This window comes from Kaistia sp. SLG-1 (assembly GCF_059699055.1).
The window spans coordinates 3,281,740-3,295,476 of record NZ_AP048544.1; the positions used below are offsets into that span (position 1 = coordinate 3,281,740).

Annotated in this window: 14 protein-coding genes; 6 read left to right on the forward strand and 8 right to left on the reverse strand. The window is 65.1% G+C overall.

The annotated features are described in order from the left end of the window. Positions 1-117 precede the first annotated feature (117 nt). Both AC6HZP_RS14895 and AC6HZP_RS14900 read right to left on the reverse strand, forming a co-directional pair. Positions 118-423 carry a putative quinol monooxygenase gene (locus tag AC6HZP_RS14895; RefSeq protein WP_201399918.1) on the reverse strand — a complete coding sequence of 102 codons (306 nt, stop codon included), beginning with the start codon at positions 421-423 and terminating at the stop codon, positions 118-120. 87 nt (positions 424-510) lie between these two features. Further along, on the reverse strand, positions 511-1,392 hold the full coding sequence (locus AC6HZP_RS14900; RefSeq protein ID WP_497523497.1) for an AraC family transcriptional regulator: 882 nt from the start codon (positions 1,390-1,392) through the stop codon (positions 511-513). A 187-nt stretch (positions 1,393-1,579) separates the two neighbouring features. On the opposite strand from AC6HZP_RS14900, the gene AC6HZP_RS14905 reads away from it, so the two are divergent. The 3 genes from AC6HZP_RS14905 to AC6HZP_RS14915 all read left to right on the forward strand — a co-directional run bounded on the left by AC6HZP_RS14905 (position 1,580) and on the right by AC6HZP_RS14915 (position 5,052). Further along, positions 1,580-2,428: an SDR family NAD(P)-dependent oxidoreductase gene (locus AC6HZP_RS14905; RefSeq protein WP_497523498.1), complete on the forward strand. Its 849-nt coding sequence runs from the start codon at positions 1,580-1,582 to the stop codon at positions 2,426-2,428. Positions 2,429-2,453: 25 nt separating this feature from the next. Beyond that, a complete protein-coding gene (locus tag AC6HZP_RS14910; protein WP_497523499.1) occupies positions 2,454-3,872 on the forward strand; it encodes an aldehyde dehydrogenase family protein in 1,419 nt (472 codons plus the stop codon). A 220-nt stretch (positions 3,873-4,092) separates the two neighbouring features. Next, a complete protein-coding gene (locus AC6HZP_RS14915; protein WP_497523500.1) occupies positions 4,093-5,052 on the forward strand; it encodes an aspartyl/asparaginyl beta-hydroxylase domain-containing protein in 960 nt (319 codons plus the stop codon). Positions 5,053-5,165: 113 nt separating this feature from the next. On the opposite strand, the gene AC6HZP_RS14920 is transcribed toward AC6HZP_RS14915, so the two are convergent. Next, positions 5,166-6,008: a helix-turn-helix transcriptional regulator gene (locus tag AC6HZP_RS14920; RefSeq protein ID WP_497523501.1), complete on the reverse strand. Its 843-nt coding sequence runs from the start codon at positions 6,006-6,008 to the stop codon at positions 5,166-5,168. A 97-nt stretch (positions 6,009-6,105) separates the two neighbouring features. Here AC6HZP_RS14920 and AC6HZP_RS14925 point away from each other — a divergent pair, with 97 nt between their 5' ends. The 3 genes from AC6HZP_RS14925 to AC6HZP_RS14935 all read left to right on the forward strand — a co-directional run bounded on the left by AC6HZP_RS14925 (position 6,106) and on the right by AC6HZP_RS14935 (position 8,900). Next, positions 6,106-6,996, forward strand: a complete 891-nt coding sequence (locus AC6HZP_RS14925; RefSeq protein ID WP_497526808.1) for an SDR family oxidoreductase — start codon at positions 6,106-6,108, stop codon at positions 6,994-6,996. Positions 6,997-7,326: 330 nt separating this feature from the next. Further along, the gene (locus AC6HZP_RS14930; RefSeq protein WP_497523502.1) at positions 7,327-7,791 is read left to right on the forward strand and encodes a flavodoxin domain-containing protein; all 465 of its coding nucleotides are present in this window, start codon (positions 7,327-7,329) and stop codon (positions 7,789-7,791) included. A 26-nt stretch (positions 7,792-7,817) separates the two neighbouring features. After that, positions 7,818-8,900, forward strand: coding sequence for a LacI family DNA-binding transcriptional regulator (locus AC6HZP_RS14935; RefSeq protein ID WP_497523503.1), 1,083 nt, complete (start codon positions 7,818-7,820; stop codon positions 8,898-8,900). An 87-nt stretch (positions 8,901-8,987) separates the two neighbouring features. Here AC6HZP_RS14935 and AC6HZP_RS14940 read toward each other — a convergent pair whose 3' ends face one another. From AC6HZP_RS14940 to AC6HZP_RS14960, 5 genes are all read right to left on the reverse strand, one after another. After that, positions 8,988-9,830, reverse strand: a complete 843-nt coding sequence (locus AC6HZP_RS14940) for a sugar phosphate isomerase/epimerase family protein (protein ID WP_497523504.1) — start codon at positions 9,828-9,830, stop codon at positions 8,988-8,990. An 11-nt stretch (positions 9,831-9,841) separates the two neighbouring features. Then, on the reverse strand, positions 9,842-10,180 hold the full coding sequence (locus AC6HZP_RS14945) for a putative quinol monooxygenase (RefSeq protein ID WP_497523505.1): 339 nt from the start codon (positions 10,178-10,180) through the stop codon (positions 9,842-9,844). A 117-nt stretch (positions 10,181-10,297) separates the two neighbouring features. Beyond that, the gene (locus AC6HZP_RS14950) at positions 10,298-10,777 is read right to left on the reverse strand and encodes a flavodoxin domain-containing protein (RefSeq protein WP_497523506.1); all 480 of its coding nucleotides are present in this window, start codon (positions 10,775-10,777) and stop codon (positions 10,298-10,300) included. A gap of 3 nt (positions 10,778-10,780) precedes the next feature. Then, on the reverse strand, positions 10,781-12,100 hold the full coding sequence (locus AC6HZP_RS14955) for an FAD-dependent oxidoreductase (protein WP_497523507.1): 1,320 nt from the start codon (positions 12,098-12,100) through the stop codon (positions 10,781-10,783). Between the two features lie 24 nt (positions 12,101-12,124). Then, positions 12,125-13,306, reverse strand: a complete 1,182-nt coding sequence (locus tag AC6HZP_RS14960; RefSeq protein ID WP_497523508.1) for a cytochrome P450 — start codon at positions 13,304-13,306, stop codon at positions 12,125-12,127. Positions 13,307-13,737 lie beyond the last annotated feature (431 nt).

The following is a 13,737-nucleotide window of genomic DNA, read 5'->3' on the forward strand; positions in this document are numbered from 1 at the left end:
CAGGATACGCGACAGATCGGCCGGTTGCGACGGGGACGGCGAATGGCTGTCCGGCAAGGCGCGGCGCATTTCGCGCCGGCATCCCCTCGCCCGCCGACGCGGGCAAGGGGAGCGCGTTCAGACGGTTTCGCTCAATACCGCAGAGCCCAGAACCGAGTCCAGGCTGGCGATCGCCGCGATCTTCGGGAAATAGGCCTTCATGCGCGGGTCATTGCGCATTGCCTCGATCGCCGCGGGGCTTTCCCATTCGGAGTAGATGACGACGCCGGCGCCGTCTTTCGCCGCGATCAGCCGGGTCGTCTTCCAGCCCTTGAGCGTGCGGATGACCGTGTCGGTGCTCTGCTTCAGAAGCGCGAGCAGCGCCTCCTGCTTGCCGGGTTCAACTTTGAGCAGGTTGATCAGGATGACGGGTTCGTTGGACATGGCGTGTCTCCTTTCGGTCCAGACACACCCAAGACGATCCGGCCGGCGGAAACGGATCGCGCCGCCGAAGATTTTTTCCGAACGCCCTCAGCGCTTGTGGCGCATCACGTCGTCGAGCGGGGCCGCGCCGAACAGCCGCTTGTATTCGCGGCTGAACTGCGACGGGCTCACATAGCCGACCTTGTCCGACGCCGTGGTGGCGCTGGCGCCGGTGTTCAGCATGAGCTGGCGCGCCGCCTGCAGGCGAAGCTGCTTCTGGTATTGCAGCGGGCTGGTGCCGGCGACCTCGCGGAAATGCTGGCGGAAGCTGGTCGGGCTCATGCCGACGCGCGCCGCGAGGCTATCGATCGCGGACCTCTCGACGAAATTGTCGCGCAACCAACGCATGGCGTTGGCGATCTTCTGCTTCGGCGACCCGACGATGAGTTGGCGGCGCAGCACCGGTCCATGCGCGCCGCTGACCAGCCGCAAGGCGATCTCCTTCTCGATCAGCGCGGCAAGCGACCGTTGCAGCTGCGGCTCGCGCGAGAGCGCCAAGAGGCGGATCAGCGCCTCGACCAGGCCGGGATCGGCGGGCGCCAGCGACAGCGGCGGAACGCAATCGTCGGCGGCCGGCGTCCCCTCGATCTCCTGCGCGGCCTCCACCAGTCGAGCCGCGTCCAGCTTCAGGAACAGGATCAGCGAGGGCGACCGCGCACTGGCTTCCAGGATCTGCGACATGACGGGCATGTCGAGAGTCACCAGCAACGTGCTGCCCATCGCGTAATAGACGATCTGGTCGCCATAGACGGCCTGCTTCTTGCCGCCCAGCGGCACGATCAGGCCTCGCGGATAGACGCAGGGCATCGGCCCGTTCGTTCCATGCTGGCGATGGAGCGAGAGGTTCGCAATCTCGGTCGGAAAATCGCCTTCACCGGTGGCGATGCCGAGGGCGGAAGCGGCGAGCTGCTGGCAGAGATCTTTGACCATGGGACTTTCCAAACCGGGGCTGCGATTGAACATGCCGCCCGTCGATTTCGCCGACAATATGCCCAATCCGACATTTCCGCCAAACAAGTCGGATCGGGCAAATAACTTGTCAGTCTGGGCAGGCAGGGCGTCCTGGCAGGCCCCATGTACCGTTCATCCTGGATCCATACGCAGTGGGGATGACGACATGTCTGCACAGAAATACTTCCTGACCGGCGCCTCTGGCGGCCTCGGCCTGGAGCTCGCCCGGGCCATCCTCGCGAAGGGCCACACCGTGGTCGCCGCCGTGCTGCGCACCGACGCGATGGCGGAGCTCGCCCGCGAATTCGGCGACCGCCTCGTGGTCGAACGGCTCGACGTCACCGACCCCGCCCAGATCCGCAGCGTCGCCGCCCGCCATGCCGATGTCGACGTCATCATCAACAATGCCGGCGGCGCGGTGATCGGCGCGATGGAGGAGCTGAGCGACGCCGAGGTCAAGCAGCAGCTCGACCTAAACCTCGTCGGCCCGATCAATATCACCCGTGCCTTCCTGCCCGCCCTTCGCGCGAAGAAGAGCGGCCGGATCGTCTACATCACCAGCGTCGGCGGCCGCGTCGGCTTCGCCAGCGGCGCCATGTACCACGCCGCCAAGTTCGGGCTCGAAGGCTTCGCCGAGGCGACCGCCCAGGAGATCGCCGAATTCGGCATCCACACGCTGATCATCGAGCCCGGCTCGATGAAGACCAACTTCCAGGCCAACATCCGCTGGACGCAGGAAACCGACGCCTATCGCAACTCGGCCGTCGGCGCCGTCCGTCGCTACATCGAGGAGCATGGCGAGGCGAATACCGCCGGCGATCCGGTGAAGATCGCCGACGCCATCTACGAGCTCACGCAGCAGGCCGAACCGCCGGTCCGCACGGCGCTGGGCGTCGACACCTTCGCCACGCTGCAGAAGGCCTACAGCGACAGCCTGAAGACGCTGGAGGCGCAGAAGGCGCTGGCCCAATCCGTCGCCTTCGAGGGCAAGACCGGCTTCATGCCGAACGCCTGACCCTGATCACTTGCGGACGATCCCCATGAAAAAGCTCGACAAATTCTACATCGACGGCGAATTCGTTGCCCCGCACGGCACGGCGACGCTCGATCTGTTCAACCCCATGACCAACGCCAAGGTGGCGGAGGTGACGCTGGGCGACGCGGTCGATACGCAGCGCGCCATCGCCGCGGCCAAGGAAGCGCTCAAGACCTTTTCGCAGACGAGCAAGGCAGAGCGCATCGAATGGCTGGAGAAGATCCACGCCGCGCTCTCCCGGCGCAAACAGGATCTGATCGACGTGATGGTCGATGAATATGGCGGCACCACCGGCTTCTGCTCGATGATCATGCCGGCCAGCATCGACGACTTCAAGGAAATGGCCGGTGTGCTGCGCGACTTCGATTTCGAGCCGCGGACGGGCCGGGCGAGGACGCGGCTGCAGCCGGTCGGCGTTGTCGCCGTGGTCATCCCCTGGAACATGAGCAACGGCTTCATCTGCACGAAGCTCGCCTCCGCCCTCGGCGCCGGCTGCACCGTGGTCATCAAGCCGAGCGAGCTGAGCGCGCAGCAGACGCAGGTGATGATGGAATGCCTGCATGACGCCGGCCTGCCCAAGGGCGTCGTCAACATCGTCAACGGCATGGGCGACGTGGTCGGCTCCGAGCTGACGCGCAACCCGGACGTCAACAAGATCACCTTCACCGGCTCGACCGGCGTCGGCAAGATCATCGCCAAGGGCGCGGCGGACACGATGAAGCGCGTCACGCTGGAGCTCGGCGGCAAGTCGCCCAACATCATCCTGGACGACGCCAATTTCGCCGAGGCGATCCCGCAGGCGATCTTCGCCGCCTACCTCAACAGCGGCCAGGCCTGCGCGGCCGCCACGCGCCTGCTGGTGCCGGCGGCCCGGCTGGACGAGGTCAACGTCATCGCCAGGGCGACGCTCGAGAACGTCGTCAAGGTGGGCGACCCGAAGGACCCGACCGTCAATGTCGGCCCGATGGTCAGCCGCAAGCAGTTCGAGCGGGTCGAGGACTATATCCGCATCGGCCTGGAGGAAGGCGCCACGCTGCTGGCGGGCGGCGAAGGCAAGCCGGAGGGCCTGGAGCAGGGCAATTTCGTCAAGCCGACCGTCTTCACCAACGTGAAGAACTCGATGCGGATTGCGCAGGAAGAGATCTTCGGCCCGGTGCTCAGCATCATTCCCTATGCCGACGAAGCCGACGCGATCGCCATCGCCAACGACACCGCCTATGGCCTCTGCTCCTATGTCACCTCGGCCGACAAGGCGCGGGCCTACCGGGTGGCGGGCCAGATCGACGCCGGCCGCGTCTGCGTCAACAACGAGCTGCATGATCCGCTGGCGCCGTTCGGCGGCTTCAAGCAGTCCGGCTTCGGCCGCGAATACGGCGTCTTCGGCCTGGAAGCCTTCCTCGAGCCCAAGGCCATCATCGGCTGAGAGCGGTCGTTCGCGCTGAACGATCGCGGGAGGAAGCCCTCGGGCTTGCCTCCCGCGCCTCAGCGCGATCACGCGGCGCAGACGACAGAACGTCGCCGGTGGGTGACGTTCATCAATACCCCGAACTTCATGCGCGGAACGCGCCGGACGACCGGACGCGCAATGCTGCCGCAACCGTCCATCTCCACGGTGGCCCGAGGGGGCCTACCGAGGAAGAAATATGGAAGTTCTTGCGATCATTCTCATGTTCGCTGCCGCGAGCGTCGTCTACGTCTACCGGTTCCGGGGCGAAGCTCGTTACCAAAGCCTGTCCGAGTACTTCCGCAAGGGGTGGCCCATCTTCGCCCCGTTCAATTGCGTGCTCTACATGACCACGCGGGCCCACGGATCGAAGGCCATTCTCGATCCGGCCGAGTTCCCGGAAATCGAGCGCCTGCGCCAGAACTGGCAGGCGATCCGGGACGAAGGGCTCCAGCTTGTGCGCCAGAGCTATTTCGACGCCACCAAGCGCCCCGGCACGGCCGGCTCCTACGATCTCGGCTTCCGCACGTTCTTCAAGTATGGCTGGAGCCGCTTCTATCTCAACTGGTACGGCTACACGCACCATTCCGCGCGGCGCCTCTGCCCGAGGACGGTCGAAATCCTCGGGACGGTGCCCGGTTTGCACGGCGCCATGTTCGCCCTGCTCCCGGGTCGCTCGCAACTCACGCGACACGCGGATCCCCTCGCCGTATCGCTGCGTTGCCATCTCGGCCTCGCCACGCCCAATTCGGACGCCTGCTTTATTAACGTCGACGGACAAAACTTGAGCTGGCGCGACGGCGAGGTCCTCCTGTTCGACGAGACCTACCTGCACTATGTCCGCAACGACACGGACTCGGATCGCCTGATCCTGATGTGCGACATCCGCCGGCCGCTGAACCCTGTCGGCGCACTGTTCAATCTCGTCTACCACCGGCTGACGCAGGCCTCGATTGTCCCCAATACGCCGGAAGATCATCGCGACCTGGCCAACCGGATCTTCGCCGGACTGGCGCCCGTACTGGCTCGGTTCCGATCTCTCAAAGCAACGAACAGGCGAGCCTATTACGTCATGAAATGGACCCTGAACATCGTCCTGCTCATCCTGCCGATCGTGCTGATATTGCTCCTGATAAGCCTGATCCTCGGGCTGACATGAGGCCGGATTCCCGGCCGGTTCGCTCTCGCTCCTGATCCCGGCGAATGCGGCAGGGCGGACGCAGGAAGGCCCGTTGGGGGCGCCCCTCCCCCAACGGACTTCCGGCGTGAAGCTCAGGCCTCCTGCGGCGGCTCCGGCGAACGCAGCAGCGACCGGATGCGGGCGGCGTCGGCGGGATCGACCGGGTTGTAGACGATCATGCCGAGATCCGGCCGGCCATCGACGGCGAAGCCGGAATATTCGAGCTCGATCGCCCCCAGAACCGGATGGCGAAGGCGCTTGGTGCCTTCGCCATGGAAGCGCACGTCATTGCCGCTCCACAACGCCTCGAACTCCGGACTGGTGGCGCACAGCTCCGTGACAAGTTGCGTGACCTCCGATATCGCGCCGGCGCGCGCCGCATCGGCCCGGAAAGCGCTGACCACGAACTGCGCGATATCGTCCCAATCCTCCTGGGCGCCGCGCACGCGCGAATTACCGAAGACAAGGCGCAGGATGTTGCGTTCGCGCGGCGGTAGCTTGCCATAATCCGTCAGGACCAGCGCCGCCGCGCGGTTCCAGGCCACCACGTCCCACGTCGCCGTCTTGATGATCGCCGGGCTGGTCTCCATCGCGTCGAGCAGCCGTTGCAGGCGCGGCGTGACGGTATCGGTCGCCTTGTACCGCACCTCGGGCGGCCGGCCGAGCGCCAGCATGAACAGGTGCTCGCGCTCCGCTTCGGTGAGCATGAGCCCGCCCGCGATGCGGTTCAGGACGTCCGGCGACGGCGCGCCGCCCCGGCCCTGCTCCAGCCAGGTGTACCAGGTGGGGCTGATATTGGCCCGCTGCGCCACCTCCTCGCGCCGCAGGCCCGGCGTGCGGCGACGCTGGGCCGAGAAGCCGAAGGCCGCCGGATCGAGCCGGGAACGACGGTCCCGCAGATAGTCGCCGAGCGCATTGCGGGGGGTATCGGTCATCCCGAGCCTGTTAGTCATTATAATAGGAAAAGGTCACTACTTTTACTGGATAACAGGATAGGAAAAACAGGATCGCATCTGCAATGGAGAATTCATGATGCGTGTTTTTCTGACGGGATCGACCGGCTTCATCGGCTCGCGGATCGTCCCCGAACTGATCACGAACGGCCACCAAGTCCTCGGCCTCACGCGCTCGGACGCGGGCGCTGCTGCGCTCGCCGCCATGGGGGCCGAGGCCCATCGTGGCGATATCGAGGATCTGGAAAGCCTGAGAAGCGGCGCGGCCGCCTGCGGTGGCGTGATCCACACCGCGTTCGACCACAATTTCGCGAATTTCGTCGAGAACTGCCAGAAGGACCGGCGCGCCATCGAGGCGCTGGGATCGGCGCTGGCGGGCTCGGACCGCCCGCTGGTGATCACCTCCGCCACGGCGATGGGCACGGCGAAGCCGGGCGAGCCCGCGACGGAGGACTTCTTCAATCCGGACTCGCCGAACCCGCGCGTCGCCTCGGAACTGGCGGGGCGAGCGCTGTCGGAGCGCGGCGTCAACGTCTCGGTCCTGCGCCTGTCGCAGATCCACGACCGCCGCAAGCAGGGCCTTGTGACGGACGTGATCGAACTCGCCCGCAAGAAGGGCGTCTCCGCCTATATCGGCGATGGGGCGAATGCCTGGTCGGCCGCGCATCTCTCCGATACGGCGCAGCTCTTCCGGTTGGCGCTGGAGCGGCGGGAAGCCGGCGCGCGCTACCACGCGACCGCCGAGGCGGCGATCCCGTTCCGCGAGATCGCCGAGGCGATCGGCGCGACCCTGGGCGTCCCGGTGCAATCGATCCCGGCGGATGCGGCCGCCGAACACTTCGGCTGGCTCGCGGCGTTCGCGAGCAAGGACATGTCGTCTTTCAGCACGCGCACCCAGGTGCGGCTCGACTGGCACCCGCGGGGAGCGGGCCTGCTCACCGATATCCGGAACCTGGAGCACGCAGTCTGACCATCGAAACCGTCATGAGGCCGGCTCCGTCGCGGGTCGGCCTCACGCGCCTGGAGAGCGGCCGTGTCGTTGAGAGAGATGTCTCACGTTGTCAAATAGCCACGCGAGCCCATCTAAACGTTCTTCCATTCGACGACTTCCAGATTGACGTGGCGATATGACCACGTTGACAGCAATCCTCCCGAACTTTACCAATCATCCAAACACTCCGGCCCGAAGAGCGGGAAGGATGAGGCACGGCGACCCGGGTTTCGGCAAGCCGTCGTGGACTGGGCCGGCTCGCTCTGCATGCTAGGGTGAGGACGGCAAGAGGTGGAAAGAATCGCGTCAATGCGGCTGGTAATTCTCTTCGGCACGGAATCTGGAACCGCCGAATTCGTATCGGGTGAGCTGGAAGCCAAGCTGAGTTCTTCGTTCGATGTTTCGGTTCACGATCTGGCCGAGTACTCGCTCTGTGACTTCGACCCCGCCGATTTCTACGTGCTAGTCTGTTCCACCTATGGCGAGGGGGATCCTCCGCTCAGCGCCCGCCCCTTCCTCGCGGCGCTGGCGAGCGAGACACCCGACCTGACAGGCATCCGCTTCGCCGTTTTCGGCATGGGCGACAGCAGCTACGGGGAAACCTATGGGCGTGGCAGCGAGGTTGTGGCGGAGCGCCTCGAGGATCGCGGCGCCAGGCGTGTCGGTCCCTATGGCCGGCACGACGCTTCCGGGCGGGACGACGCGAGCGACGCGGCCCTGGAATGGATCGACGACATCGTGCCCCTGGCAACGGATCACGCTAGAACCGCTTAGCCCTTAGTCTGGAAAGTGCGAAGAAAATGGCAGGACGGGTCAGCAAACAGGAACAGGCGACGGCGGAAAAGCCCTTGCAGCGGGCGACGATGCGCGACGTCGCGGCCTTGGCGGACGTCAGCATCAAGACCGTCTCGCGGGTCATCAACAAAGAGAAGTACATCTCCGAGACGATCTCGCGCCGCGTGAACGAAGCGATCCAGCGCCTCAACTACCGGCATAATCTGGCGGCCAGCCAGCTCCGCGCCGGCGTCAATTCGTCGGCCGTCGGGGTCATCCTCGTCGACATCTCGAACCCGTTCTCCGCCGCCGTCCACCGGGCCGTCGAGGACGTCTTCCGCGAGACGGGCATCGCCGTGTTCCTGGCGTCGACCGATGAAGAAGCCGATCGGGAAAAGGCAGCCGTGCACGCCTTTTCGAAGCGCCGCGTCGACGGCTTCGTCATCATGCCGGCAAGCCATGACCAGGGCTACCTGCTCTCCGAGATCGCGGCGGGAACCCATGTCGTCATCATCGACCGTCCTCCGGCCTATCTGAACGTCGATTTCGTTGTCTCCGAGAACCGGAAGGGCGCCAGGCTCGGCGTCGATCACCTGATCCGCCACGGCCACCGGCGAATTGGCTTCATCGGCGACTGGCCAACCGTCGCGTCATCCCAGCTCCGCCTCGCCGGCTATGAGGACGCGCTCGCCGCCGCCGATATCGAGCGGGATCCCGGGATCATACTGCAGGGCTTCGCCGACGCGACGGCCGTGCAGCAGGCGACGGAAAATCTCCTCGCCGCCGACGCCGGCATCACGGCTCTCTTCGTCGCGCAGAACGCGCTCTGCGCGCCGGCGATGCGCGCCGTGTTTGCCCGGGGCAAGCGCAAGGAGATCGCGATCGTCGGTTTCGACGGGTTTGACGGCGCCGACCTGATCGAGCCCGGCCTGACCGTCATCGCCCAGGATCCCACGCTGATCGGCAGGACCGCCGGAGAGCTGCTTCTGCGGCGCATGAACGGAGAGAATCCGGAGCCGACCGGGCAAATGCTCGACACGCATCTGATCGTCCGGGGTTCTGGAGAAATCCCCGGACCATTCCGGGTGAAGGATGCCTCCCTCGCCTGAGCCGGAAAAAGGATGACGGCGAGGTTCCCCTCGCCGTCTCATTTCTTTGCATCGCCCCTGCCCGCCTCGTGACCGACGACGATCGCCTCAGGCGGCGTTCGAGGCCTGCGACGACCAGAGCTCGCGCACCAGCGCCATGAGGTCCAGGGCCTCGTTCCATCGGTCGGTCGTGTCGTTTCCGTCGCGACCGGTGATGGCGTACGGCTTCGGGCCGAGCTCGCAGCAGAACGCCAATGCGGCCGTCGGGGCGGCCTTGCGCCGCCAATTGTCGAACCCGTAGCGCCACCAGTCGCAGAACAGATCGAGCCACATGCGATGATGCGGGAAGGAGATCTCGACCTGGATCTGCTCGTGCGAGGCAACGCGGCCATGATAGGCCCCGGCGTGATCCATGATCTTCTGCATCATGGCATGATTTTCCTGGGAGATCGGAAAGGCGAACTCTCGCGCGACCAGATAGTGCGAGAGATCCGCGATCAGCCGCATCTCCGGAACCCGCGCGAGCAGGTCGAGCGTGAAGTCGAGATCCATGGTCAGCCGGTCCCGATGCGTCTCAAAAAAGACCGGGAAATCGACCTCGCTGGCGAGATCCATCCATCCCTCGACCAGCGCCGCGGCCTCGCCGAGGCTTCGGGTCCGGCTGTCCGCCTGGATGTTCAGATGCAGCACCGGAAATTCGGTGCAGATTTCCAGCACCGACTTCAATTCGTCGACCGTCTTCGGGAAGCAGATGCCTTCCACCTGCATGCCGGTCCCCGCCATCGTCGCGGTGGCCCGCCTGGCAACGTCCCGATCGACCCAATGCGAGTTGATGCCGTCAAATCCCGCTTCGGCGATCTTCTGGATGTTCTGCTCGATCGACGGCTCGAAACCGTCCGTATGGCGACGCTCCATCGCCCAGAGCGACTGCAGTACGAGTAGTTTTTGCATGGCTCTGTCGCTTACGGCTCGACGCCATCTTCGGGCGCGGTCAGGGGATCGAGGAAGGTCAGCTCGGTTCGCGGCTCGACGATGTACGGGGCGACCTGGACGTTGAACTCGGCGCAGTGCGGCGTCGCGATATGAGCCTCAAAGGCAGCCCGATCGCGGTAGATCTCGTAGACGAAGAACCGGCTCGGCTTCTCGCGGTGCGTGTAGCATGTGAAGTCGATATTGCCCGGCTCGCTCCGAACGTCTTCCGTGAACTTCGCCAGCAAGCCCTTCACGAGGTCTTCCTTGCCGGCGACGGCGGTGAACTCCGCATAGAGAATGTGAGGCGGCTTCGTATTGACCTGGGTCATGATGTTGGATCCGTTTCAACTAGTGGGGCGCCAGATGCGGCATCGCCAGACATCGCCGGCAGACGCCCCTCGTCGTTCTGATGGTCGGCAGCCGTCGACGAGGACGCGCCGGACGGCCTAGGCTGCATCCGATTGGAGAAGGCCGCTTCCGGCCAGGGCGATCGGCAGGATGGTGTCGATCCACTCGATGGCAAGATCGCTGGGATGATCGCGACCGGAGGCGTCATGGCGGCCATAATCGCCGACCCGCGTCGCTCCGAGCTTCACGAGCAGATCCGACACGACCAGGCAGCCCTGGCAGTAGGTTTCGGTGTAGCTGCTGTCGCCCATGCCGAAGGCCGCGAACCGGATGTCCGAGAGATCGGGTGGTTCCGCGCTCATCGAGCGAAGGAACGGAACGGCGGAAGCGGGCGCGTCGCCCTCACCATAGGTCGAGCAGACCAGAACGTAAAAGCTATCCCGATCGAAGGCCGCCGGTGAAACCTGGGCCAGATCGGAAATCGATACCTCGTGCTCGACGGCGAGCTTATCGGCGACATCGTTCGCGACGAACTCGGCGGTGCCGGACTCGGTACCGAAAATGACGACGAATTTCATGGACTAGCCTCCCTCTGGCAGGTCAAGGCGCTGCTTCAGCGCGATCTCGACAAGCTTTTCGTGTTCACGGATCTTGCGGCGGCGCCGGTTCGGTGGCGCGGCGGTTTTCTCGAAGGCGTCGATCGCCTGCCAGCCCTCGAAGGAAATCGCCTTGCCGATGACGGCTTCCGGCAGTCGCGCAAATCCCCCCTTGGCCGGCGCGGCGCTCGCCGCGAGCTCGGCAACGACGGCCGCGGCGACCGAACGTGCATCGTTGCGGTTCTCCGGGATCGTGCCGGTCGGCCCGCGCCGGAACCATCCGGTGCAGTAGAGTCCGGCCTCGATCCGCCCCGTCTCCGGATCGGCGACATCCGGCAAGGAGAAGCCCTGTTCGCCCGAGACCGCCTGCCGCGGCTTGAAGCCGATGGCGGTGATGACGCTGTCGGCATCGAGGTCCAGGCGCCCTCCCTTGCCGTCGCTGCCGCCGAAGCGGATCCCGCGCAGGGTATCGCCCTCGAGGTCGACGCCGAGCGGCGCCCAGCCGAAATGGAACGTGACCGTGACGGTCGCCTCTCGCGCCCCCGACTGCGCCGAGAGTTGCCGGAGAGCCTCCATCTTGCCGTTCGCGCTCTCCGACCCGCCGTCCGCGTCGTCGAGATCGCGCACCTCGAAGCGGACGCCCTCGATCGCCTGGAATTCTCGGATCAACGACGTGTCGAAGCGGGCGCTGCCGGCCGGCGACCGGCCGACGATGTCGACATGCCGAAGCGGCGCGGAAACCAGATGGGCCCGGGCCTCGTCGTCGATGTCAGTATCCACGAAGCCGCTCTCGGGCCGAACCAGCAACCGCAGGACATCGATCGCGACATTGCCGTTGCCGACAATGACGCACGAGCCTCCGAGGTGGACGGAGCGCGCGGCCTCGCCCGGATGCGCGTTCAACAGCCGCGTGACCTTGCCGGCGCCGTAGATGCTCGGATGATCGTCTCCGGCGAAGCCGAGCGGACGGTCCTCGTAGAGGCCCGTCGCCAGGACGACGACGTCGAAGCGCGAACGGAGTTCCTCGAGCGAAAGATCCCGGCCGATCTCGATATTTCCGGCAAAGACCACGTCCTCGCGCTCGAACTGCCGGTCGAACTGCCGGGTCACCGCCTTGGTGCCCTGATGGTCCGCCGCGACGCCATATCGGACGAGCCCGTAGGGCACGGGCAGCCGATCGAAGACCACGATCTCGACGTCGGGGGCCGACTTGCGGACGAACTGGGCCAGGTAGCAACCGGCAGGGCCCGATCCGACAACCGCGACGCTCCGGCGCGGGCCTCCCTCTTCAATGGGATTGGACATGGTGCGCTCCCAAAGTCCCAAGCGTCAGGCGGGATCGAATTCGAGCGGCAGGGTCTCGAAACCGCGCTCGTTCATCTTGAGGGTCCGCTCCGGCTTGCCGGCGAGACGGAACGCGCCGAAGCTCGGCAGCGCCCGCTGCAGCACGACCTTAGCCTCGAGGCGCGCGAGCGGCGCGCCGATGCAGAGATGGATGCCGCCTCCGAACGCCATGTGCTTGCCGATCCTGCGGCCGATATCGATGCGGTCGGGATCGTCGAAGCGGTTGGCGTCCCGATTGGCCGAGCCATAGACGAGCGTCACGCGCGAACCCTTCGGAATATGCGTGCCGTGCAGCTCGACGTCGCGGGTCGAGACGCGGGTCGAATTCTGGATCGGCCCGTCATAGCGGAGGAATTCCTCGATCGCGTTCACCGGCGCGGCGCTGGCGGCCTGCACCTCGGCCCGCAGATCGGGATCCTGCGCCAGATACCAGAAGATGTTGGTCAGAAGGTTCTTCGTGGTCGAGATGCCGGCGGCGATGACCAGCGTGCTCATGCCGACCTGCTCGAGCTCGGTCAGAGGCCGTCCGTCGATCTCACCCTGCGAAATCGTGGTCAGCAGATCCCCGCGCGGCGCCTTGCGGCGCAGCGCCAGCTCGTCGGCCAGCATGCCGCGAACTTCGCGCGCTGCCTGGAGCGCGGATTCCGGGATCGCTTCGCTGCCGGATTCACGGACGAACATGTCCAGGAAGCGCTGGTAGACCCAATCGCGATTGTCCGGATCGACGCCGAGGAGATCGTTGATGACGCCGAGCGGAAGCCGGGTGGCGAAAGCCGTCGCGAAATCGACGTGCCGCTGGTCGCGCAGCTCCTCGACCAGCCCATCGACGCGGCGGATGACGTCCTCTTCCTGATTGCGGATGAAGGTGGGCGTCAGATGATCCTTGAGGACCGAACGCAGCATGTCGTGCGAGGGCGGATCGGATTCGACGATATTGCCGTCCCCGAAAAAGATGCTGCCGGTATTGTCGAGATCGACACCTTCCGCGCTGCTGTAGGTCTGCCAGTCACGATTGGCCTCGACGACGTCATCGTACCGAGACAGCGCGTAAAAGTTCCGCTCCTCATTGAAGTAGACCGGATATTCCTCACGCAACCTGCGGTAGGCCGGCCACGGATCCTGGATGAACGCCTCATCAAACGGATCCCATACCTGCGCCACGCTCATCCTGTGCCTCCCACAGTTCCAGAAACGGAGTTCGCCCCTAGATCCATCGGCAAAAGCCGCGATGGAACGGACAACCCTCCCAAGCCTTGGCCCGCATCCGAGCCGTTGACGCCAAGCTAGGGTCCCGAACGCCGTATGTCAACGTAGTCATTTTGATCATCCCGACAGGATCTGTCGAGAGGCCAGCCCCTTCCCTCGCCCCGGGACGGGGTCCATGAGACAGACCCCTAAATCACCGATAATGTTAGGCATTCGAACAATTTCACTGCAGTTCTCGGCTGAGCAACAAACGCCATTCCGACCCAGGAAGGACAGCGATCTTTGCGGTCAGCTTCAGACAACACCGTATGTCCACGTTGACATACAGGTCCATTGTCCGCTAATCCATGCTGGCTGATGGACGTTCGATTGGCTGAGAGGGCCCTGAAAAT

What these genes read in the sequence shown, in the direction of transcription:
- AC6HZP_RS14915 (WP_497523500.1), top strand. Translation starts at nt 4,093, where the DNA reads ATGGAAGTTCTTGCGATCATTCTCATGTTCGCTGCCGCGAGCGTCGTC.
- AC6HZP_RS14895 (WP_201399918.1), bottom strand. Translation starts at nt 423, where the DNA reads ATGTCCAACGAACCCGTCATCCTGATCAACCTGCTCAAAGTTGAACCC.
- AC6HZP_RS14945 (WP_497523505.1), bottom strand. Translation starts at nt 10,180, where the DNA reads ATGACCCAGGTCAATACGAAGCCGCCTCACATTCTCTATGCGGAGTTC.
- AC6HZP_RS14905 (WP_497523498.1), top strand. Translation starts at nt 1,580, where the DNA reads ATGTCTGCACAGAAATACTTCCTGACCGGCGCCTCTGGCGGCCTCGGC.
- AC6HZP_RS14940 (WP_497523504.1), bottom strand. Translation starts at nt 9,830, where the DNA reads ATGCAAAAACTACTCGTACTGCAGTCGCTCTGGGCGATGGAGCGTCGC.
- AC6HZP_RS14930 (WP_497523502.1), top strand. Translation starts at nt 7,327, where the DNA reads ATGCGGCTGGTAATTCTCTTCGGCACGGAATCTGGAACCGCCGAATTC.
- AC6HZP_RS14920 (WP_497523501.1), bottom strand. Translation starts at nt 6,008, where the DNA reads ATGACCGATACCCCCCGCAATGCGCTCGGCGACTATCTGCGGGACCGT.
- AC6HZP_RS14925 (WP_497526808.1), top strand. Translation starts at nt 6,106, where the DNA reads ATGCGTGTTTTTCTGACGGGATCGACCGGCTTCATCGGCTCGCGGATC.
- AC6HZP_RS14950 (WP_497523506.1), bottom strand. Translation starts at nt 10,777, where the DNA reads ATGAAATTCGTCGTCATTTTCGGTACCGAGTCCGGCACCGCCGAGTTC.
- AC6HZP_RS14910 (WP_497523499.1), top strand. Translation starts at nt 2,454, where the DNA reads ATGAAAAAGCTCGACAAATTCTACATCGACGGCGAATTCGTTGCCCCG.
- AC6HZP_RS14955 (WP_497523507.1), bottom strand. Translation starts at nt 12,100, where the DNA reads ATGTCCAATCCCATTGAAGAGGGAGGCCCGCGCCGGAGCGTCGCGGTT.
- AC6HZP_RS14935 (WP_497523503.1), top strand. Translation starts at nt 7,818, where the DNA reads ATGGCAGGACGGGTCAGCAAACAGGAACAGGCGACGGCGGAAAAGCCC.
- AC6HZP_RS14900 (WP_497523497.1), bottom strand. Translation starts at nt 1,392, where the DNA reads ATGGTCAAAGATCTCTGCCAGCAGCTCGCCGCTTCCGCCCTCGGCATC.
- AC6HZP_RS14960 (WP_497523508.1), bottom strand. Translation starts at nt 13,306, where the DNA reads ATGAGCGTGGCGCAGGTATGGGATCCGTTTGATGAGGCGTTCATCCAG.